Here is a 21,150-nt window from a genome sequence, read left to right as displayed (position 1 = left end):
GTAAAGCCCAGCTTGAGGTAAAAGTGGGGCTAAACCAAGTGCTTATTCTTCTGTCTATATTGACGAAACTGCTGCGCCATTACTCTACGGCAAAGACTTTATCCAGCTTGCTGTAACCCAATCCATTAATTTTCTTCACTTTAATTTGCACTGGGATCCGCTCTTTCATCGCTTCCACATGGCTTATCACGCCGATAACCTTACCACTGGCGTTCAGCGCGTCGAGCGCGTCGAGCGCGGTATCCAGCGTTTCAGTGTCGAGCGTGCCGAATCCTTCGTCGAGGAACAGCGAATCAATGCGCGTTTTATGGCTGACCAAATCGGACAGCGCCAGCGCCAGTGCAAGGCTGACGAGGAAACTCTCTCCGCCAGAAAGCGTTCGGGTGTCGCGCACCGCGTCGGCCTGCCAGGTGTCCATCACTTCCAGTTCCAGCGCTTCGCTGGCTTTGCGTTTCAGCAGATAACGGCCATGCAGGCGGCTCAGCTGCTCGTTCGCCAGCCACACTAAATTGTCGAGCGTCAGACCCTGCGCAAATTTACGGAATTTATCGCCTTCTTTAGAGCCAATCAGCGTATTCAGCCAGCCCCAGTCTTCCAGGGTTTGCGCGGCGGCGTCGATCTGCGCCATCAGCGCCTGCTGCTGCTGTCGATTGTCCGCATCCTGTTTCAGTTGCTGGCGGATTTCCCCTTGTGCCGCGCTGTTTTCGCGTAACCGCTGCGCCAGTTGGGCCAGCAACGTTGGCACCTGTTCGCGGTCTTGCGTTTCGGGTAAATCGTCCGGACGTTGCTGCTGGTGCTGAATCCGCTCGTTCTGCGCCTGCGACGCCAGCGCCTGCTGTTGCTGAAGCTGGTTTTCAAGCTGCTGCTTCAACTGCTCCAGTTTTTGGCGCGTGTCGTCATCCAGCAGCGCGGCCAGGAAGGCGTCCTGGCTGGCAAACTGACTGCCTTCCAGCGCGGCACCAAATTCCTTTTGCGCCAGCGTCAGACGTTCGCGCGCCTGGCTTTCCTGCTGTTGCAGCGTTTGCCACTGGCTTTGCAGCGATACGCAGTCGTGATGCAACTGCTGCCAGCCGTCCAGCGCCACCGGGGCAACATCTTCCTGCGGCGCAACGGCGGGCAGGGTGTCGAGCAAGGGCTGAAGCTGTCCCAGTTTGTGTTCGATGGACTGCTGTTGTTCACTCTGCGTCTGCCATTGCTGGCTTTCGGTCTCGCGCGCCGCCAGCCAGGCGTTTTCTTCGCCGTGCGCGGGAAGCGTCAGGCTAAAGCCGTTCAGGGTTTCACCCAGCGTCAGCTGGCGATCGGCAATTTCCTGCGCCAGGGCGCTGCGCTGATTTTTCAGGTCGCGCATCTGACGCTCTATGTTCAGTCGCTGGCTGTGCTGATAAAGCTGCTGTTCGTAGTTTTCCTGCTCGCTCAGCCAGCCGCCGATATCGTCATCAGGCGTGAGTGAAATCTGCAAACCGGAGATGGTCGATTGCCATTGAGAGGTGAGCACTTGCTCTTGCTCAGCGATGGACTGCAGCTCGCTTTGCTCGGCCTGAAGTTGTTTCACCAGCGCATCGAGTTCGCCTTTCAGGCTGGCCCCGGATTCGCCAATCTGCTTGACCTCTTTTTCAAGCGCATCGCGACGGGCTTCGTTGACGCCCGGTTTTAACGCCTGATACTCCGCCACCGCCGGATGCTCCGCCGAACCGCACAGCGGACAAGGCGCGCCGGGCTGCAAACGGGCGCGTTCATCGGTGAGTTTGGCAATGATTTTTTCCTGCTCGCACAGCGTTTTGACGTCATTGAACTGCTGCAGTTTTTCTTTGTATTGCTGTCGACGACGGGCGAGCTCGGCTTCGCCTTTTTCCTGCTCCTGCTGGCGCTGGACCAGCAGCGGTTGCAGCTGTTGACGGCGTTTATGCAGTGGCTGAAAACGGCTTTGCAGCGTGTTCAGCTGTTGGCGAAGCGGGCGGGCGGTGCTGTGTTGTTCCAGCGCCGCTGCCACGGCGTTTTCATCGAGCGTGAGGGACGTTGGCGGCAGAGCGTTAAGCTGGCGCGTGAATTCAGTTTCTCGCTGGATCAGGGTCTGCAACTGGGCCGCATCGCGCGTTTGCTGGGTAAACGCCGCGCGCCAGCCGGTCAGTTCGCGCTGCCAGTGGCGATAGCGTTCATTCGCCGCCAGCCATTCATTCTGGGTTTTCTGGCTCACCAGCCATTGCTGTTGCTGGCGTTCGGCGCTGAGGCGCAAGCGTCCACGCAGCGCCAGCTGGCTCTGTAAGCGAGTATTTACTTCTTCTGTTTGCTGATGCGTTTGCGTCAGCGCCGTCTGGCTATCCTGTAGACGAACCCACATCGGGCGCAGCCTGTCGGCGGGTAACGATTGAGCGAGCGCGGAAAGCTGCGGCTGAGCGGCAGTCAGCGCCTGCTGCGCGGCACTCAGCGAGGCCTGCGTGCGTTGCTCTGCCGCGAGCAGTTCTGTTTCGCGGGTCAACCACTGTTGCCAAAGCTGGACGCGAAGCTGTTCATTCTGTTGCTGTTTTTCGTCGTCAGTAAGTGCCTGCAAACGTAGCTGCAACGCCTGCTGCTGCTCGTCATTCAGCAAAATCATACCCGACGCCTGGGCCTGGAGTTTCTCCAGTTCGGTTTTGGCTTCTTTATGTTTCTCAAACACCATGGCGGAAATCTGGCCGTAAATCTCGGTCCCGGTCAGCTCTTCCAACAGCTCGGCGCGCTCTTTCGGTTTGGCGTTGAGGAACGCGGCGAACTGGCCTTGGGAAAGCATCATTGAGCGCGTGAAGCGCCCGTAGTCGAGCCCGGTCAGTGAGGCGGTTAGCTCCAGCTTGTCTTTGACTTTTTCGGCCAGGATTTTGCCGTCGTCACAGCGGGCCAGTTCTACGCGCGGGGCTTGCAGGTTGCCGTCGGGCTGGTTGCGCGCACGGTTCTGGCTCCAGAAGGCGCGGTAGGCCACGCCCTTGACCTCGAATTCGACTTCTGCCAGACACTCGGCGGTGTCGCGGGTCATCAGGTCATTTTGTGATTGTGACAGCGTGCTGAGGCGCGGCGTTTCGTGGTAAAGCGCCAGACAGATGGCGTCCAGCAGGGTCGTTTTTCCCGCGCCCGTCGGGCCGGTAATAGCAAACAGACCGTTGCTGGCGAAAGGCTCGGCGGTGAAATCAATTTTCCATTCACCCTTCAGCGAGTTAAGGTTTTTCAGCCGCAGACTCAAAATTTTCATGGCTGTTCCTCCCCGGAAAGCGCGTGCACCGTTTCGTTAAACAGCTGATGCAGGCGCTGTTGCTGCGGTTCTTCCAGTGCTTCCAGCGCCAGACGACGCGCAAAAACCTCTTCGACTTTCAGTTCGCTCAGCGTTTCGCGATGCTCGCTGGCCATAATGCGCTCGCGCTGTTCGCGACTGCGGCGCACCAGCAGCACCTCAACCGGCAACTCGTCGGTCAGAGCCTGAATTTTTCGCTGGATGTCATGCAGGTATTCGTCGCTGGTGATTTCGATATCGAGCCACACCGGCGAGGCGGCATCGCCTTCGCGCCATTGCGCCAGCTGTTCGCTGATGCTGGCGAAATCACCTTTCAGCACCGCCAGCTGTTGCGTCACGGGCACCTCCAGCGGCGTCACTTCCGCCAATTTTCCATCGCTAAAACTCACCAGATTGACGGCTTTTGCTTTGCCGGTTTCATCAAAGCTCAGGGAGATAGGCGAACCGCAGTAGCGAATATGCTCGCTGCCGCCGATTTTTTGCGCCCGATGAATGTGGCCGAGCGCGATGTAGTCCACCGGCGGGAAGTTCTGCGCCGGGAAGGCATCGAGCGTGCCGATATAAATGTCACGTACCGCGTCACTTTTGCTGGCGCCGACGGTCGTCAGATGGCCGCTGGCGATAATCGGCAACGGGCGATCGCCCCGCAGTTCGCAGGCCTGCTGATACTGCTGCTGGTAGTAATCTGTGATTGCCTGTAATAAATGTTGCTGCTTTTCCCCGGCGGAGGAACCGGCCTGGCTGACGATGACATCGCGCGGGCGCAGAAACGGCACCGGGCAGAAAATCGCGCCGGGGGTGCCGTCGCGACGGTTAAGCACGCAAGGCGCCATGCCGCTCCCGGCGACCACGGTGGTATTCAGAAATGCGAGAATATCGCGGGATTCATTGAGCGTGGCGACGGAATCATGGTTCCCCGCCAGCACCACCAGATGACAGCCGGTTTGCTGTAATTTCACCACGAACCGGTTATAGAGTTCGCGCGCGTAGCTCGGCGGCGAACCGGTATCGAAGATATCACCCGCCACGATAATGGCATCCACCTCTTGCGCCTGGGCTGTTTCCAGCAGCCAGTCGAGAAAAGCATCGTGCTCAGCGGCACGGCTTTTACTGTAGAAATTCTGGCCGAGGTGCCAGTCGGAGGTGTGTAGGATGCGCATAGTGGGCCCGTGGCTGAAAAGCGAGGCCGCCATTATATACATTAAGAAATAACAGGGCGATGACCGCAGTCATTCAGTGTAATAATGTGAAATGCTCTATCATAAATCTGTCATAAATCTGACGCATACTTACGCCAAATAAGACGCCCCTTACAGGCACATGACTAATAACACAGGATTTATAATGGCGAGACGTATTCTGGTCGTTGAAGATGAAGCTCCAATTCGCGAAATGGTGTGCTTCGTCCTGGAGCAAAATGGCTTTCAGCCTGTAGAAGCAGATGATTATGACAGTGCTGTAAATCAACTGAACGAGCCGTGGCCTGATTTAGTCCTGCTTGACTGGATGCTGCCAGGCGGCTCGGGCATTCAGTTTATCAAACACCTCAAGCGCGAAGCGTTAACGCGCGATATTCCGGTAGTGATGCTGACCGCGCGTGGCGAAGAAGAAGATCGCGTGCGCGGCCTGGAAACCGGTGCCGACGATTACATCACCAAGCCTTTCTCCCCGAAGGAGCTGGTGGCCCGCATCAAAGCCGTCATGCGCCGTATCTCGCCGATGGCGGTTGAAGAAGTGATCGAAATGCAGGGCCTGAGCCTTGACCCGTCATCCCACCGCGTCATGACCGGCGAAAGCCCGCTGGACATGGGGCCGACCGAGTTTAAACTGCTGCACTTCTTTATGACTCACCCGGAACGCGTGTACAGCCGTGAACAGTTGCTGAATAACGTTTGGGGAACCAATGTGTATGTAGAAGACCGTACGGTGGATGTTCACATTCGTCGCCTGCGTAAAGCGCTGGAACACAGTGGTCACGACAGAATGGTACAAACCGTTCGCGGCACGGGTTATCGTTTCTCCGCCCGTTTCTGACAATTGACTGGAGTGTGACCCGTGCTTGAACGGCTGTCATGGAAAAGGCTGGTTTTTGAGCTGATCCTCTGTTGTATTCCGGCCCTCATTCTGGGGGCGCTATTCGGGCATTTGCCATGGTTCTTACTGGCGGCGGTGACCGGATTGCTGATCTGGCATTTCTGGAATTTACTGCAACTTTCTTGGTGGCTGTGGGTTGATCGCAGCATGACGCCACCACCGGGCAAAGGCAGTTGGGAGCCGCTGCTGTACGGGCTGCACCAGATGCAGATGCGTAATAAAAAGCGTCGCCGTGAGCTCGGTAGCCTGATCAAACGCTTTCGCAGTGGCGCGGAATCGCTGCCTGATGCGGTGGTGCTGACCACCGAAGAAGGGGCCATGTTCTGGTGTAACGGCCTGGCCCAGCAGATGCTAAATCTGCGCTGGCCGGACGATAACGGTCAGAACATCCTCAACCTGCTGCGCTACCCTGAATTTTCCCGCTATCTCAAATCACGCGATTTCACCCGGCCGCTCAACCTGGTGCTCAACACTGGGCGACATCTGGAAATTCGCGTCATGCCCTACAGCGAAAAACAGCTGCTGCTGGTGGCACGCGACGTCACGCAAATGCACCAGCTGGAAGGTGCCCGTCGCAACTTCTTCGCCAACGTCAGCCATGAATTACGCACGCCGTTGACAGTGCTACAGGGCTACCTGGAGATGATGCAGGAGCAAACGCTGGAAGGCGCGCCGCGTGAAAAAGCGCTGCACACCATGCGCGAGCAAACCCAACGTATGGAAGGTTTGGTGCGTCAGTTGCTGACGCTGTCACGCATCGAGGCGGCTCCGCTGGCGGCATTGAATGAAACCATCGACGTGCCAATGATGCTCAGGGTCATTGAGCGCGAGGCGCAGACCCTCAGCCACAAGAAGCACATTTTGCATTTCGAGATTGAGGATTCACTGCAGGTACTCGGCAGCGAGGAACAGCTGCGCAGTGCGATGTCGAACCTGGTGTATAACGCGGTGAACCATACGCCGGAAGGCACTGAAATCACCGTGCGCTGGCAGCGCGATCCGCACGGCGCAATGTTCAGCGTGGAAGATAACGGCCCGGGCATCGGGCCGGAGCATATTCCGCGCCTGACGGAACGTTTCTACCGTGTCGATAAAGCCCGCTCGCGGCAAACCGGCGGCAGCGGACTGGGGCTGGCAATCGTGAAACATGCGGTAAATCATCACGAAAGCCGCCTTGATATCGAAAGCACGCCGGGCAAAAACACCCGCTTCAGTTTCTTACTGCCGGAACGTTTGATTGCCAAAAAAAGCGCCTGAAGATTCGGGTGTCAGGAAAGATTGACAAAGACCGGCGAAAGCCGGTTTTTTTGCTTTCCAGTTAACCAAACGGTGGATAATTATCAAACGTCTGTTGCTTTTTTGTTCGCATGATTAGCCAGAGGTTTTTCTAATATCTGGTTAATCATGCTAAGTCGAAACTCGATATTGCTATAATCCTCTGGTTTTACGATCCCATGTTGCTTTAAAACGTTATAAGCGTTTAAATTGCCCCCAATGCAGTTGCGGTCTGACTGCTTTCGCGCGCTAAACCCAATAACAATTCTTCGTGCGTGATTATCGGGAGTATTTCCCACTGCTTTGTTCGCTCTTGCCGTTGTTCTGTTCCACTGGAATAAAACGACGCTTTTACTTTCAACACCACATCCACAGGCAGTAAAGAGTTTATGACCCATCAGTTAAAATCTCGCGATATCATCGCCCTGGGCTTTATGACCTTTGCGTTGTTCGTTGGCGCGGGCAACATTATTTTCCCTCCTATGGTGGGTTTGCAGGCTGGCGAACACGTCTGGACTGCGGCCTTTGGTTTCCTGATTACGGGCGTTGGCCTGCCGGTTCTGACTATCGTTGCACTGGCGAAGGTCGGCGGCGGCGTTGACAGCCTCAGCACGCCAATCGGTAAAGTGGCCGGAATTCTGCTGGCGGTGGTGTGTTATCTCGCCGTCGGGCCGCTGTTCGCCACGCCGCGTACCGCTACCGTTTCTTTCGAAGTGGGTATCGCGCCGCTGACGGGTGATGGCGCATTGCCGCTGCTTATCTACAGCATTATCTATTTCGCGCTGGTGATTCTGGTATCGCTGTATCCGGGCAAACTGCTGGATACCGTCGGTAACTTCCTGGCACCGCTGAAAATTATCGCTCTGGTGGTTCTGGCCGTAGCGGCTCTGATGTGGCCGGCAGGCTCCATCAGCCATGCGCTGGACGCCTACCAGACTGCGCCGTTCTCTAACGGTTTCGTCAACGGCTACCTGACCATGGATACCCTTGGCGCAATGGTATTCGGCATCGTTATCGTTAACGCCGCACGTTCTCGCGGTGTGACCGACGCGCGTCTGCTGACCCGTTACACCGTCTGGGCTGGCCTGATGGCAGGCGTTGGCCTGACGCTGCTGTACCTGGCGTTGTTCCGTTTGGGTTCAGACAGCGCGGCGCTGGTCGATCAGAATGCCAACGGTGCCGCTATTCTGCACGCTTACGTTCAGCACACCTTCGGCGGGGCTGGTAGCTTCCTGCTGGCGGCGTTGATTTTCATCGCCTGCATGGTGACGGCGGTTGGCCTGACCACAGCATGTGCCGAGTTCTTCTCTCAGTACCTGCCGCTGTCTTACCGTTCACTGGTCTTTATCCTCGGTCTGTTCTCGATGGTGGTGTCCAATCTGGGCCTCAGCCACCTGATTCAGATTTCGATTCCGGTGCTGACAGCGATTTATCCGCCATGTATCGCACTGGTGGTATTAAGTTTTACCCGCAGTTGGTGGCATAATTCGTCCCGCGTGATTGCCCCGGCGATGTTTATCAGCCTGGTGTTCGGTCTGCTGGACGGTGTTAAAGCCTCTGCATTCGGTGATATTCTGCCAGCCTGGACCGCGCATCTGCCGCTGGCTCAGCAAGGTCTGGCGTGGCTGATGCCGACTATCATTGCCGCCGTTCTGGCAATGGGATGGGATCGCGCAGCAGGCCGTCAGGTGACCTCCAGCGCGCATTAATTAGCGGGCGAGGATTGAAATTAACCACGGGGCCATTGGCTCCGTGGTTTTGTTTTTTGTACAGGCAGTGGAATTTATGGAAACCAACAACAAGCTAAAGCGTGGGCTAAGCGCCCGTCACATCCGCTTTATGGCGCTCGGATCGGCAATTGGTACCGGTCTTTTTTATGGCTCGGCAGACGCCATCAAAATGGCCGGTCCCAGCGTGCTGCTGGCGTATCTTATTGGCGGCGTTGCCGCTTACATCATCATGCGTGCACTGGGCGAAATGTCGGTGCACAACCCGTCTGCCAGCTCGTTTTCTCGCTATGCGCAGGACAACTTAGGCCCACTCGCAGGTTACATCACCGGCTGGACCTACTGTTTTGAAATCCTGATCGTGGCCATCGCCGACGTCACCGCGTTCGGCATTTACATGGGCGTCTGGTTCCCGGCGGTACCGCACTGGATTTGGGTGCTGAGCGTCGTGTTGCTGATTTGCTCTATCAACCTGATGAGTGTGAAGGTCTTCGGCGAGCTGGAATTCTGGTTCTCGTTCTTTAAAGTCGCCACCATCATCGTGATGATCGTCGCCGGTTTCGGCATCATCATCTGGGGGATAGGTAACGGCGGACAGCCAACCGGCATCCACAACCTGTGGAGCAACGGCGGCTTCTTCAGCCACGGCTGGCTCGGCATGGTGATGTCGCTGCAAATGGTGATGTTCGCCTACGGCGGGATTGAAATCATCGGCATCACCGCCGGTGAAGCGAAAGACCCGCAAACCTCCATCCCGCGTGCGATTAACTCCGTGCCGATGCGTATCCTGGTGTTCTATGTGGGCACGCTGTTTGTGATCATGTCGATTTACCCATGGAACCAGGTGGGTACCAGCGGAAGCCCGTTCGTGATGACCTTCCAGCATATGGGGATTACGTTTGCCGCAGGCATCCTGAACTTCGTGGTGCTGACCGCGTCGCTGTCGGCGATTAACTCCGACGTCTTTGGCGTGGGCCGCATGCTGCACGGCATGGCGGAGCAGGGCAGTGCGCCGAAGGTGTTCGCCAAAACTTCGCGCAACGGCGTGCCGTGGGTGACGGTGGCGGTCATGACCGTCGCGCTGCTGCTGGCGGTATACCTGAACTACATCATGCCGGAAAACGTGTTCCTGGTGATTGCCTCCCTGGCGACGTTCGCGACCGTCTGGGTATGGATAATGATCCTGCTGTCGCAGATTGCATTCCGCCGTCGCCTGTCGCCGGAAGAGCTGAAGGACCTGAAGTTCAAAGTCCCTGGCGGCGTGTTTACCACTATCGTCGGCCTGCTGTTCCTGGTGTTTATCATCGTGCTGATTGGCTGGCACCCGGAAACCCGCATTTCGCTTTACGTTGGCTTCGCGTGGATTGTGCTGCTGCTGATTGGCTGGCAGTTCAAAACGCGACATGACCGCCAGGTCGCGAAAGCGCAGTAACCTCCTGACCCGGCGGCACTCTGGCTGCCGGGTTTTTAGCCTCCACATCCTGCGTTGAAACGTGTGAGATCTCACAGAATGTGATCCACGCGGCAGCGGCGTTTATTTCCCTCTTTCTCCGTTATTGCTCGCCAAACCGTGATTACGATCGCGATTCATGCGCCGAACGCATGAACCGTTGCGGCAAATGCACTTATTCGTCGGCGACGAAAAGGGCACTCTCAAAGTTGATGAAAAGTTAAATGTGTTAGCTTTCATGTTAACTACGGAGGGCGAGATGCCTTACTCTGCTGATAAAGCGTCGTTCCGCGCAAAGGCTATGGCGATTTTGCGCGTCACGTCGGGAAACTTTCTGGAACAGTTCGACTTCTTCCTTTTCGGCTTTTACGCCACCTACATCGCCCACACGTTTTTCCCCGCTGAAAGCGAATTCGCATCGTTAATGATGACCTTTGCCGTGTTCGGCGCCGGGTTCTTGATGCGCCCCATTGGCGCCGTGGTGCTCGGGTCCTGGATTGATAAAGTCGGTCGCCGCAAAGGACTTATCGTCACGCTGTCTATCATGGCGGCCGGCACCTTTATGATTGTGCTGATCCCCGGTTATCACACGATTGGCCTGTGGGCGCCGTTCCTGGTGCTGTGCGGTCGACTGTTACAGGGCTTTTCTGCGGGCGCAGAGCTTGGCGGGGTGTCGGTGTATCTGGCTGAAATCGCCACGCCGGGCCGGAAAGGGTTCTACACCAGCTGGCAGTCCGGCAGTCAGCAGGTATCGATCATGGTGGCGGCGTCGCTCGGCTTTATGCTCAACGAATTTATGGACGCCGGGGCACTGCATGACTGGGGCTGGCGCATTCCGTTCGTCGTCGGCTGTCTGATTGTGCCCTTCATTTTCGTCCTTCGTCGCCAGCTGGCGGAAACGGAAGCCTATGCCGCGCGCAAAGAGCATCTGCCGTTGAACGAGGCGATGAAAACCCTGCTGGTGAACTGGCGCGTGGTGGTGGCAGGTATGCTGATGGTGGCGATGACCACCACCGCGTTCTACCTGATCACCGTCTATGCCCCGACGTTTGGCAAAAAAGTCCTGCTGCTGAGCTCCTCCGACAGCCTGCTGGTCACGCTGCTGGTCGCCATTTCTAACTTCATCTGGCTGCCGATTGGCGGGGCTATTTCTGACCGCTTTGGCCGTAAACCGGTGTTGATTGCGATGACGCTACTGGCGATTTTCACCAGCTGGCCGGTGCTCTCGATCCTCGCTCACGCCCCGAGCTTCGGCATGATGCTGGCGGTGCTGCTGTGGCTGTCGTTGATTTATGGCCTGTATAACGGGGCGATGATCCCGGCGCTGACCGAAATCATGCCTGCTGAAGTGCGCGTGGCCGGTTTCTCCCTGGCGTATAGCCTGGCGACCGCGATTTTTGGTGGCTTCACACCTGCGGTATCAACCGCACTGATTCACTTCACCGGCGATAAAGCCGCCCCCGGTTACTGGATGAGCTTCGCCGCAATCTGTGCGCTGCTCGCCACGCTGTATCTCTACCATCGCGCGTCTGCGCAGGTCACGCATGCCCCTAAATCATTCCACCACGGAGCCGCGCGATGAAACGTCTGACACTCTGGATAGCGATTGCCATTGCAGGGAATATCAGCCTCGGGGCGCAGGCTGAAGAGATCACGGTGATGATTTCCGGCGGGTTTTCTGCGGCACTCGATAAACTGGCCCCGCAATATGAGGCCAAAACCGGCGACACGATCCGTATCGTTCATGGTCCGTCGATGGGCAATTCCGCCGAGGCCATTCCGCACCGGCTGGCGGCGGGGCAGCCTGCGGATGCGGTAATTATGGTCGGCTACGCGCTGGATAAACTGCAGCAGGATGGCAAAATCGCCGCAGGCAGCCGGACAGAACTGGCTGATTCCCGCATTGGTCTGGTGGTGCCTGCGGGCGCGACGGCACCTGATATCAGCACCGTGGCGGCGCTAAAAGCCACATTATTGAACGCCAAATCTATCGCGTATTCCGACAGTGCCAGCGGGCGCTACGTGCAGTCAACGTTATTCAGCCAGTTGGGCATTAGCGATGAGGTGAAGTCGAAGGCGAAAATGATTGAGAAAACGCCGGTCGCCTCGGTGGTGGCAAAAGGGGATTATGCCGTCGGTTTACAGCAGGTGAGCGAACTGCTGCCGGAAAAAGGTGCCGAGTTTGTCGGACGCATTCCTGAGCCCGTTCAGTACGTGACGCGCTTTTCAGGTGCGGTGGTTGACGGCGCTCAACATCAGGATCACGCTCGTCAGCTCTTGCGCTATTTAGCGTCACCGAATGCGCAGGCTGCCGTCCGTGAAACGGGGCTGGATCCGTTAACCGCTAAGGCTGAAACAGGCCAGTGATGATCGTTTCCAGTTCGCTTGCCAGCGGCGACAGCGTGGTTCCCGCTTTCTTGATCAACCCAACCTGGCGTTTGATAACCGGCTCAAGCAGCGGCTTTTGTACCAGCAACGGGTGACCGCCTTCAGGAAACGCCATGGATGGCACGGCGGCAACGCCCAGCCCGGCTTCGACCATGCCAATCATGGTGGTGACGTGGCGCGTTTCACATACCGCAGGACGGCGGACGGTGATATCGCCTAATGCCTGGTCGAGCAAATGGCGGTTGCCGGAGGATTTGCTCAGCCAGATGTAGTCGGCGTTAAAAAAGTCCTGCCAGCTCAGGGAGGATAGCTGTGCGAACGGGTGATCCTGACGACACACCAGCCGGTAAGTTTCGTCCACCAACGGCATAAAGGTCAGGTCCGATTCACCGCTGGAGAGAAAGCTCAGGCCAAAATCAGCCTGTCGGCTTTGGACGGCGGCATACACATTGCCGGCGCTGGTATCCACCAGTTTGATGCGCGCTTTGGCAAACCGACTGCGAAAGTGAGCGATCACTTTTGGCATGAAGTAGTAGGCGGCAGAAGGGATGCAGGCCACGGTGACCACGCCGCTGCCGTAAAACATCGGGTCGCTGATGCCGTTGAGCGCGTCTTCAAAATCGCTCAACAGTTGCCGGGCGCGAGGGGCGAAGGTTCTGCCGACCTGCGTCAGGGTGACGCGGCGGGTAGTGCGGTCAAACAGGCGCACACCGAGGGCCGATTCGAGTTTTTCGATCCGGCGGCTGAGCGCGGATTGCGAGATGCAGATGGCTTCGGCCGCAAATCGGAAGCTGCCGTGCTCGCATAATGCCGTGAAGGCATACAGGTCCTGCAAATCGAAATTGGGCACTGCGCGTCTCTTTTATAACAACTGAGTAACATGCAGTGTATCGTAAATATCTGTAAAGAAGGAGCCTTCCTTCGGCTTCATTTTCCCGTCCGCACTGACGGAAAAATCCACTATTCTTCGCCCTCATCCTCCGGCATCCTCCCCCAATAAACGTCATAATGATGAGTCGGACTCAGCCTGACTGTGGCAAGGTGAACGCATTTTGAACAAAGGGGAATGACGATGTTGAAGGCATGGCATCTTCCTGTTGCACCGTTCCTGAAACAGCAGCAGGACCGACTGGTGATTACGCTGTGGCTAAGCGGTGAAATGCCGCCGCTGCGGGTCACGCTTCGGGCAGAGGAAGACAACGAGGAAATCGCGCTGCCGATGCATCGACTGCGCAGCGAGCCGTATCCCGGCGTCACCGCCTGGCGTGCGGAAATCGATTTAAGCAACGGCCAGTCGCGCCGCCGCTACAGCTTTAAACTGCTGTGGGAGAACCGCCAGCGTTGGTTTACGCCGCAGGGTTTTAGTCGTTTTCCTCCGGCGCGTCTGGAGCAGTTTGCGGTTGATGTGCCGGACAACGGCCCGCAGTGGGTCGCCGATCAGGTGTTCTATCAGATTTTCCCCGACCGCTTTGCCCGTACCGAACCGCGCAATGCCGAACAGGATAATGTCTATTATCACCACGCCGCCGGGCGCGAAATTGTCCTGCGCGACTGGGACGAACCGTTAACGGCGGAGGCGGGAGGATCGACGTTTTACGGCGGCGATCTGGACGGGATCAGTGAAAAGCTGCCGTATCTGAAAAAGCTCGGCGTCACCGCGCTGTATCTCAACCCGGTGTTTGTCGCGCCCAGCGTGCATAAATATGACACCGAAGATTATCGTCACGTGGATCCTCAGTTCGGCGGCGATCAGGCGTTGCTGCGTCTGCGACACAATACGCGCCGGGAAGGGATGCGTCTGATCCTCGACGGCGTGTTTAACCACAGCGGAGATTCGCACGCCTGGTTCGACCGACACAACCGCGGCACCGACGGCGCGTGCCACAACCCGTCCTCGCACTGGCGCGACTGGTACAGTTTTTCCGACGAAGAACAGGCGCTGGACTGGCTGGGTTACGCCAGCTTACCGAAGCTGGATTTCAGCTCGGAAACGCTGATTAACGAAGTGTATCGCGGTGAAGACAGCATCGTGCGCCATTGGCTGAAAGCCCCGTGGAGCATGGACGGCTGGCGGCTCGACGTGGTGCATATGCTGGGTGAAGCGGGTGGGGCGCGGAACAATTTGCAGCACATCGCGGGCATCACCAAAGCGGCGAAAGAGACGCAGCCGGAAGCCTACGTGCTCGGCGAGCATTTTGGTGATGCGCGACAGTGGCTGCAGGCCGATGCAGAAGACGCGGCGATGAACTATCGCGGCTTTACCTTCCCGCTGTGGGGCTTCCTCGCCAACACCGATATTTCCTACGATCCGCAGATGATTGATGCCCAGACCTGCATGGCGTGGATGGATAACTACCGCGCCAGCCTGTCGCATCAACAGCAGCTACGGATGTTTAATCAGCTCGACAGCCACGATACCGCGCGCTTCAAATCCCTGCTCGGCAAGGACGTGGCGCGCTTGCCGCTGGCGGTGGTCTGGCTGTTTACCTGGCCGGGCGTGCCGTGTATTTATTACGGCGACGAAGTAGGGCTGGACGGCAACAACGATCCGTTCTGCCGCAAGCCGTTCCCATGGGATAAAGCACAGCAGGATGGTGACCTGCTGGCGTTATATCAGCGCATGACCAAACTGCGTCACCGGACGCAGGCCCTGCGCCACGGCGGCTGTCAGGTGATTTACGCCGAAGACAACGTGGTGGTGTTTGTGCGGGTGCTGAAACAGCAGCGGGTGCTGGTGGCGATTAACCGCGGTGAACCGTGCGAAGTTGTACTGGAAGCGACGCCGTTGCTGGCGGTGAAAGAATGGCTGCTGAAAGAGGGCAAAGGCACGCTGCATGATGATGTTCTGACGCTACCGGCGATTTCTGCCAGTGTGTGGTTCGGCAATTAAGTAAGGAATCCTCCGCCATTTTCCCGGATACGACTTTTTCCCTCGCCTCTTTGGGGAGAGGTGCGGGGTGAGGGGCTTTGCACAAAAACAAAAAAAGGTCCGCATTGCGGACCTTTTTTACACACCTCGACGATTACAGGCTGGTGACGTTTTCAGTCAGGTACTTAGCCACGCCTGCTGGAGACGCGTTCATGCCTTCTTTCCCTTTTTCCCACTGAGCTGGGCACACTTCGCCGTGCTCTTCGTGGAACTGCAGCGCGTCAACCATGCGCAGCATTTCGTCGATGTTACGACCCAGTGGCAGATCGTTCACAACCTGGTGACGTACGATGCCGTTAGCGTCGATCAGGAAAGAACCACGCAGAGCAACGCCAGCGTCCGGATGTTCGATGCCGTAAGCCTGCTGGATTTCGCGTTTGATGTCCGCAACCATCGCGTATTTCACTTCACCGATGCCGCCTTTGTCGACAGGGGTGTTGCGCCATGCGTTATGGACAAACTCAGAGTCAAAAGAAACGCCAACCACTTCTACGCCACGTTTCTGGAATTCTTCGTAACGCTTGTCGAACGCGATCAGTTCAGACGGGCATACGAAGGTGAAGTCCATCGGCCAGAAGAACAGAACGGTCGCTTTACCGTTGGTGTGCTGTTTGAAGTTGAAGTTATCAACGATTTCGCCGTTACCCAGAACAGCTGCGGCAGTAAAATCAGGAGCAGGACGAGTTACCAGAACCATGAGGTTCTCCTCTACATTTATAAGGTTAATGGAACGCAACGCGGACCAGTATAGGGAGAGGAAGCGGGTGACTCAATGAGAAGCTGACAATCGTTGAGACAGGTTTTACCTATCAATTATAATATGAACAACTGTTTCAGCTTAGCGATTCTGTGATAAAGCGCAAGTTTTATAGCTCTCGCGCCTTGGCCTGCGCCATCATCCGTGGGTAAAACGTCCAAAAGGTCTCTTCTAACTGTGCGTAATGTGTGTCCAAATCCTGCCAGGAATCACGCAAAGCATCGAGGCGCGGGCGGCGATTCGCCATGCCGTTAAGCACGTTTTGAATAAAACCCATGTCGGAATAGCGCTCCAGCCAGCGCTCGGACCACAAATAATCATTCAGATTCACGAAACGCGGTGGCGACTCCGGCAGGATTTGCGTGACCTGGGTTTGTGCGTAGCGCACGAAATCCGGCAGAGAGATGTCCGGTGACAGTTTTGCCCAGTCGCGGGAGAGGAAATGATCCCACATCACGTCGAGCGTAATCGGCGCCACGCGGCGGGTTTCAGGGCGAAACCACGCTTTCGCGATCTTCACTTCCGGCAGATTATCGGTCAGCACATCGACCCGGCGGTGCATATTAATCCCGCTGACAATCGCCGATTCGTAGGTGTCATCCGGGTTGCCGCGCACAAAATCGGCCAGCAAATTGCCGGGCAGCGAGCTGTCGGCGAGGTGTGCGAGGTGCAGGTGGGCCAGAAAATTCATGGTTTTCGTTATCCGTATTTAAGGCTTACAGGTTGCAGCCAAAGCAGCCTGCCACTAGACTACCCGCCTCTTTATTATGTCTCGAGTTACCGTCATGCGCGTCGCCGATTTTTCTTTTGAACTGCCTGAATCCCTGATTGCTCACTACCCACAGCCGGAGCGCAGTGGCTGCCGCTTGCTGTCGCTGGATGGGCCAACGGGCGCGCTGACGCACGGTACTTTCACCGATCTGCTCGCCAAGCTCAACCCCGGAGACCTGCTGGTCTTTAACAATACCCGCGTGATCCCGGCGCGCCTGTTTGGCCGTAAAGCCAGCGGCGGCAAGATTGAAGTGCTGGTTGAGCGTATGCTCGATGATAAACGTATTCTGGCACATATTCGCGCCTCTAAAGCGCCGAAGCCGGGCGCTGAGCTGCTGCTCGGCGACGATGAAAGCATTAATGCCACCATGGTCGCGCGTCACGATGCGCTGTTCGAAGTGCAGTTTAACGACGAGCGCCCGGTGCTGGATATTCTTAATGCCATCGGCCACATGCCGCTGCCGCCGTATATCGACCGCCCGGACGAAGACGCAGACCGCGAGCTGTATCAGACCGTCTACAGCCAGAAGCCAGGCGCCGTTGCGGCCCCGACGGCCGGCCTGCACTTTGACGAGCCGCTGTTGGCGAAACTGCGTGAGAAAGGCATCGAGATGGCGTTCGTAACGCTTCACGTTGGCGCGGGAACTTTCCAGCCGGTACGAGTCGACACCATTGAAGACCACATCATGCACTCCGAATATGCGGAAGTGCCGCAGGACGTTGTCGATGCGGTGCTGGCGGCGAAAGCGCGCGGTAGCAAAGTGGTCGCGGTGGGCACGACCTCTGTGCGTTCTCTGGAGAGTGCAGCGCAGGCGGCGAAATCTGACCTGATTGAGCCGTTCTTTGGCGACACGCAAATCTTCATCTACCCAGGCTATCAGTACAAAGTGATTGATGCGCTGGTGACCAATTTCCACCTGCCGGAGTCAACGCTCATCATGCTGGTGTCGGCTTTTGCCGGCTATCAAAACACGATGAACGCCTACAAGTCTGCGGTAGAACAAAAATATCGCTTTTTTAGCTACGGGGATGCCATGTACATCACGTACAATCCGTCGGCTATTCAAGAACGTGTTGGGGAATAATTCCGCGGCGCAAGGGTTTATACGTCAGACTGTTTTTCTGACGCAGGAGCAACAATGAAATTTGAACTGGATACTACCGACGGACGCGCACGCCGCGGCCGCCTGGTCTTTGAACGTGGCGTAGTTGAAACGCCAGCCTTTATGCCCGTCGGCACTTACGGTACCGTCAAAGGGATGACGCCGGAAGAAGTTGAAGAAACCGGCGCGCAAATCATTCTCGGCAACACCTTCCACCTGTGGCTGCGTCCTGGTCAGGAGATCATGAAGCTGCACGGCGATCTGCACGATTTCATGCAGTGGAAAGGGCCGATCCTCACCGATTCCGGTGGCTTCCAGGTCTTCAGCCTGGGCGATATCCGCAAAATTACCGAAGCGGGCGTTCACTTCCGTAACCCGATCAACGGCGATCCGATTTTCCTCGATCCGGAAAAATCCATGGAGATTCAGAACGATCTCGGTTCCGATATCGTGATGATCTTCGACGAATGTACGCCGTACCCGGCGGACTGGGATTACGCTAAGCGCTCGATGGAAATGTCCCTGCGCTGGGCAAAACGTAGCCGTGACCGCTTTGATTCTCTGAATAATAAGAACGCACTGTTCGGCATTATTCAGGGCAGCGTTTACGAAGATTTACGTGATATCTCGGTTAAAGGTCTGGTGGAGATTGGCTTTGATGGCTACGCTGTCGGCGGCCTGGCTGTCGGTGAGCCAAAGGAAGACATGCACCGCATTCTGGAACATGTGTGTCCACAAATCCCGGCAGACAAACCACGATACCTGATGGGTGTGGGCAAACCGGAAGATTTGGTTGAAGGCGTGCGTCGCGGTATCGACATGTTCGACTGCGTGATGCCAACCCGTAATGCCCGAAACGGACACCTGTTTGTGACCGATGGCGTAGTGAAAATTCGTAATGCGAAGCATAAAAGCGACACCAGCACGCTCGACGCTGAGTGTGATTGCTACACCTGTCGCCATTATTCACGCGCTTATTTGCATCATCTTGACCGTTGCAATGAGATTTTGGGCGCGCGTCTCAATACCATCCATAATCTTCGCTACTATCAGCGCTTAATGGCTGGTTTACGCAAGGCTATCGAAGAGGGTAAATTAGAGAGCTTTGTGACGGAGTTTTACCAACGTCAGGGTCGAGATGTTCCACCGTTGAACGTTGATTAATTTTAATAATGAGGGAAATTCAATGAGCTTTTTTATTTCTGATGCGGTAGCCGCTTCTGGTGCACCGGGACAAAGCAGCCCAGTGTCTCTGATCCTGATGCTGGTTGTGTTCGGTCTGATTTTCTATTTCATGATCCTGCGCCCACAGCAGAAGCGCACCAAAGATCATAAAAAGCTGATGGACTCTATCGCCAAAGGTGATGAAGTGCTGACTAACGGTGGTCTGGTTGGTCGCGTAACCAAAGTAGCTGAAGCTGGCTACATTGCTATCGCGCTGAACGACACCACTGAAGTGGTTATCAAACGTGACTTCGTAGCTGCCGTTCTGCCGAAAGGCACCATGAAGGCGCTGTAATCTACTGTTTTCCCAAAGGGAACTGCCGTGTTAAACCGTTATCCTTTGTGGAAGTACATTATGCTGGTCGTCGTGTTTATCGTCGGCCTGCTTTACGCACTTCCCAACCTGTATGGTGAGGATCCGGCTGTTCAAATCACTGGCGCGCGCGGCGTCGCCGCCAGTGAGCAAACGCTGATCCAGGTCCAGAACACCTTAAAAGAAGAAAAAATTACCGCTAAGTCTGTGGCACTGGAAGAGGGCGCAATTCTTGCTCGCTTCGACTCCACTGACATCCAGCTGCGCGCGCGTGAAGCGTTGATGAGCGTGCTGGGTGACAAGTACGTCGTGGCGTTAAACCTTGCTCCGGCAACCCCGCGCTGGTTAGCGTCGATTTCCGCAGAGCCGATGAAACTCGGTCTTGATCTGCGTGGCGGCGTGCACTTCCTGATGGAAGTGGATATGGATACCGCGCTCGGTAAATTGCAGGAACAAAACATTGATGGCCTGCGCAGTGACCTGCGTGAAAAAGGCATCGCCTACACTACCGTTCGTAAAGAAGATAACTATGGCCTGAGCATTACGTTCCGCGACGACGCGGCGCGCAATCAGGCGATTGATTATCTGGCTCCGCGCCATCGCGACCTGGTTCTCTCTAAGCAGGGCAGCAACCAGCTGCGTGCGGTGATGACCGATGCGCGTCTGAATGAAGCGCGCGAGTATGCCGTTCAGCAGAACATCAACATCCTGCGTAACCGTGTTAACCAGCTTGGCGTTGCCGAACCTCTGGTTCAGCGTCAGGGTGCTGACCGTATCGTGGTTGAACTGCCAGGTATTCAGGACACGGCGCGTGCGAAAGAAATTCTTGGCGCAACCGCAACCCTGGAATTCCGTTTGGTGAATACCACCGTCGATCAGTCCGCTGCCACAACTGGCCGCGTACCGGGCGATTCCGAAGTGAAAGATACCCGTGAAGGCCAGCCGGTTGTGCTGTACAAGCGCGTTATCCTGACCGGTGACCACATCACCGATTCCACTTCGAACCAGGATGAATACAATCAGCCGCAGGTTAACATCTCGCTCGATAGCGCAGGTGGCAACATCATGTCTAACTTCACCAAGGATAACATCGGTAAACCGATGGCAACCCTGTTCGTGGAGTACAAAGACAGCGGTAAGAAAGACGCGAAAGGCCGTGCCGTTCTGGTGAAAGAGGAAGAGGTGATTAACATCGCCAACATCCAGTCTCGCCTCGGTAACAGCTTCCGTATTACCGGTATCAGCAACCCTAACGAAGCGCGTCAGCTCTCGCTGCTGCTGCGTGCCGGTGCGCTGATTGCTCCGATTCAGATTGTTGAAGAACGCACCATCGGTCCAACCCTGGGTATGCAGAATATTCAGCAAGGTCTGGAAGCGTGTCTGGCCGGTCTGGCTATCTCAATCATCTTTATGATCTTCTTCTATAAGAAGTTTGGCCTGATCGCGACTTCCGCGCTGATTATGAACCTGGTAATGATTGTCGGGATCATGTCGCTGCTGCCGGGGGCCACGCTGACCATGCCGGGGATTGCGGGTATCGTGTTAACCCTTGCCGTCGCGGTCGATGCCAACGTTCTGATTAACGAGCGTATTAAGGAAGAAATCAGCAACGGACGTTCCATTCAGCAGGCGATTGACGAAGGTTATCGCGGCGCGTTCAGCTCGATTTTCGATGCGAACGTTACCACGCTGATCAAAGTTATCATCCTGTACGCGGTCGGTACTGGCGCTATTAAAGGCTTCGCTATCACTACCGGTATCGGTGTGGCGACTTCCATGTTTACCGCGATCGTCGGCACCCGTGCCATCGTAAACCTGTTGTACGGCGGCAAACGCATCAACAAGCTGTCTATCTGAGGA

At 56.3% G+C, this 21,150-nt stretch carries 17 protein-coding genes; 11 read left to right on the top strand and 6 right to left on the bottom strand.

Going from position 1 to position 21,150, the window contains the following annotated elements; all coding sequences use genetic code 11:
* Positions 1–79: 79 nt before the first annotated feature.
* Together sbcC and sbcD are read right to left on the bottom strand one after the other, a co-directional pair.
* Entirely contained in the window at positions 80–3,220 is a 3,141-nt protein-coding gene (gene sbcC / locus A8O29_RS18035; RefSeq protein ID WP_125355335.1) for an exonuclease subunit SbcC, read from the bottom strand.
* Positions 3,217–4,419 carry an exonuclease subunit SbcD gene (gene sbcD, locus A8O29_RS18030; protein ID WP_125355336.1) on the bottom strand — a complete coding sequence of 401 codons (1,203 nt, stop codon included), beginning with the start codon at positions 4,417–4,419 and terminating at the stop codon, positions 3,217–3,219. The genes sbcC and sbcD overlap by 4 nt, the downstream gene beginning before the upstream one ends.
* A gap of 184 nt (positions 4,420–4,603) precedes the next feature.
* Between sbcD and phoB the strand changes: the two genes are divergently transcribed.
* Both phoB and phoR read left to right on the top strand, forming a co-directional pair.
* Positions 4,604–5,293 (top strand): phosphate response regulator transcription factor PhoB, encoded by a 690-nt coding sequence (gene phoB, locus A8O29_RS18025; protein WP_110511531.1) that lies wholly within the window; start codon positions 4,604–4,606, stop codon positions 5,291–5,293.
* Between the two features lie 21 nt (positions 5,294–5,314).
* Positions 5,315–6,610, top strand: coding sequence for a phosphate regulon sensor histidine kinase PhoR (gene phoR / locus A8O29_RS18020; protein ID WP_125355337.1), 1,296 nt, complete (start codon positions 5,315–5,317; stop codon positions 6,608–6,610).
* An 83-nt stretch (positions 6,611–6,693) separates the two neighbouring features.
* Here the strand turns inward: phoR and A8O29_RS18015 are convergent, their stop codons facing one another.
* Positions 6,694–7,026: a hypothetical protein gene (locus A8O29_RS18015; protein ID WP_125355338.1), complete on the bottom strand. Its 333-nt coding sequence runs from the start codon at positions 7,024–7,026 to the stop codon at positions 6,694–6,696.
* On the opposite strand from A8O29_RS18015, the gene brnQ reads away from it, so the two are divergent.
* The 4 genes from brnQ to A8O29_RS17995 all read left to right on the top strand — a co-directional run bounded on the left by brnQ (position 7,018) and on the right by A8O29_RS17995 (position 12,172).
* A complete protein-coding gene (gene brnQ / locus A8O29_RS18010) occupies positions 7,018–8,337 on the top strand; it encodes a branched-chain amino acid transporter carrier protein BrnQ (protein WP_133461714.1) in 1,320 nt (439 codons plus the stop codon). The genes A8O29_RS18015 and brnQ overlap by 9 nt on opposite strands.
* Before the next feature lie 76 nt (positions 8,338–8,413).
* Positions 8,414–9,787 carry a proline-specific permease ProY gene (proY, locus tag A8O29_RS18005; RefSeq protein WP_133461713.1) on the top strand — a complete coding sequence of 458 codons (1,374 nt, stop codon included), beginning with the start codon at positions 8,414–8,416 and terminating at the stop codon, positions 9,785–9,787.
* Between the two features lie 277 nt (positions 9,788–10,064).
* Complete coding sequence (gene tcuC, locus A8O29_RS18000; protein WP_125355339.1) at positions 10,065–11,387, top strand: MFS transporter; 1,323 nt, start codon at positions 10,065–10,067, stop codon at positions 11,385–11,387.
* Complete coding sequence (locus A8O29_RS17995) at positions 11,384–12,172, top strand: substrate-binding domain-containing protein (protein WP_125355340.1); 789 nt, start codon at positions 11,384–11,386, stop codon at positions 12,170–12,172. The genes tcuC and A8O29_RS17995 overlap by 4 nt, the downstream gene beginning before the upstream one ends.
* On the opposite strand, the gene A8O29_RS17990 is transcribed toward A8O29_RS17995, so the two are convergent.
* Positions 12,150–13,043, bottom strand: a complete 894-nt coding sequence (locus A8O29_RS17990; protein ID WP_125355341.1) for a LysR family transcriptional regulator — start codon at positions 13,041–13,043, stop codon at positions 12,150–12,152. The two genes, A8O29_RS17995 and A8O29_RS17990, sit on opposite strands and share 23 nt — an antisense overlap.
* A gap of 222 nt (positions 13,044–13,265) precedes the next feature.
* Between A8O29_RS17990 and malZ the strand changes: the two genes are divergently transcribed.
* On the top strand, positions 13,266–15,083 hold the full coding sequence (gene malZ / locus A8O29_RS17985) for a maltodextrin glucosidase (RefSeq protein ID WP_125355342.1): 1,818 nt from the start codon (positions 13,266–13,268) through the stop codon (positions 15,081–15,083).
* Positions 15,084–15,216: 133 nt separating this feature from the next.
* Here malZ and A8O29_RS17980 read toward each other — a convergent pair whose 3' ends face one another.
* On the bottom strand, positions 15,217–15,819 hold the full coding sequence (locus tag A8O29_RS17980) for a peroxiredoxin C (RefSeq protein ID WP_110511520.1): 603 nt from the start codon (positions 15,817–15,819) through the stop codon (positions 15,217–15,219).
* Between the two features lie 169 nt (positions 15,820–15,988).
* Positions 15,989–16,570 (bottom strand): ACP phosphodiesterase, encoded by a 582-nt coding sequence (gene acpH, locus A8O29_RS17975; RefSeq protein ID WP_125355343.1) that lies wholly within the window; start codon positions 16,568–16,570, stop codon positions 15,989–15,991.
* A gap of 94 nt (positions 16,571–16,664) precedes the next feature.
* On the opposite strand from acpH, the gene queA reads away from it, so the two are divergent.
* Genes queA through secD form a run of 4 tightly spaced genes read left to right on the top strand, consistent with a single transcriptional unit; the run spans position 16,665 to position 21,147 of the window.
* Positions 16,665–17,735 (top strand): tRNA preQ1(34) S-adenosylmethionine ribosyltransferase-isomerase QueA, encoded by a 1,071-nt coding sequence (gene queA, locus A8O29_RS17970; RefSeq protein ID WP_125355344.1) that lies wholly within the window; start codon positions 16,665–16,667, stop codon positions 17,733–17,735.
* Positions 17,736–17,789: 54 nt separating this feature from the next.
* Entirely contained in the window at positions 17,790–18,917 is a 1,128-nt protein-coding gene (gene tgt, locus A8O29_RS17965) for a tRNA guanosine(34) transglycosylase Tgt (RefSeq protein WP_110511517.1), read from the top strand.
* Positions 18,918–18,939: 22 nt separating this feature from the next.
* Positions 18,940–19,272, top strand: coding sequence for a preprotein translocase subunit YajC (gene yajC, locus A8O29_RS17960; RefSeq protein ID WP_110511516.1), 333 nt, complete (start codon positions 18,940–18,942; stop codon positions 19,270–19,272).
* Positions 19,273–19,299: 27 nt separating this feature from the next.
* Positions 19,300–21,147, top strand: coding sequence for a protein translocase subunit SecD (gene secD, locus A8O29_RS17955; protein ID WP_125355345.1), 1,848 nt, complete (start codon positions 19,300–19,302; stop codon positions 21,145–21,147).
* The last annotated feature ends 3 nt before the right edge of the window (positions 21,148–21,150 follow it).

Origin of the sequence: Scandinavium goeteborgense (assembly GCF_003935895.2) — a bacterium.
In the GTDB taxonomy this organism is placed as follows: domain Bacteria; phylum Pseudomonadota; class Gammaproteobacteria; order Enterobacterales; family Enterobacteriaceae; genus Scandinavium; species Scandinavium goeteborgense.
Note: the sequence above shows the minus strand (reverse complement) of the source record. Positions and strands in the feature narration are given on the sequence as shown.

Coding starts and splice junctions, on each gene's coding strand:
- sbcC (WP_125355335.1), bottom strand. CDS start 3,220: ATGAAAATTTTGAGTCTGCGGCTGAAAAACCTTAACTCGCTGAAGGGT.
- sbcD (WP_125355336.1), bottom strand. CDS start 4,419: ATGCGCATCCTACACACCTCCGACTGGCACCTCGGCCAGAATTTCTAC.
- phoB (WP_110511531.1), top strand. CDS start 4,604: ATGGCGAGACGTATTCTGGTCGTTGAAGATGAAGCTCCAATTCGCGAA.
- brnQ (WP_133461714.1), top strand. CDS start 7,018: ATGACCCATCAGTTAAAATCTCGCGATATCATCGCCCTGGGCTTTATG.
- A8O29_RS18015 (WP_125355338.1), bottom strand. CDS start 7,026: ATGGGTCATAAACTCTTTACTGCCTGTGGATGTGGTGTTGAAAGTAAA.
- proY (WP_133461713.1), top strand. CDS start 8,414: ATGGAAACCAACAACAAGCTAAAGCGTGGGCTAAGCGCCCGTCACATC.
- tcuC (WP_125355339.1), top strand. CDS start 10,065: ATGCCTTACTCTGCTGATAAAGCGTCGTTCCGCGCAAAGGCTATGGCG.
- A8O29_RS17995 (WP_125355340.1), top strand. CDS start 11,384: ATGAAACGTCTGACACTCTGGATAGCGATTGCCATTGCAGGGAATATC.
- malZ (WP_125355342.1), top strand. CDS start 13,266: ATGTTGAAGGCATGGCATCTTCCTGTTGCACCGTTCCTGAAACAGCAG.
- A8O29_RS17980 (WP_110511520.1), bottom strand. CDS start 15,819: ATGGTTCTGGTAACTCGTCCTGCTCCTGATTTTACTGCCGCAGCTGTT.
- acpH (WP_125355343.1), bottom strand. CDS start 16,570: ATGAATTTTCTGGCCCACCTGCACCTCGCACACCTCGCCGACAGCTCG.
- queA (WP_125355344.1), top strand. CDS start 16,665: ATGCGCGTCGCCGATTTTTCTTTTGAACTGCCTGAATCCCTGATTGCT.
- tgt (WP_110511517.1), top strand. CDS start 17,790: ATGAAATTTGAACTGGATACTACCGACGGACGCGCACGCCGCGGCCGC.
- yajC (WP_110511516.1), top strand. CDS start 18,940: ATGAGCTTTTTTATTTCTGATGCGGTAGCCGCTTCTGGTGCACCGGGA.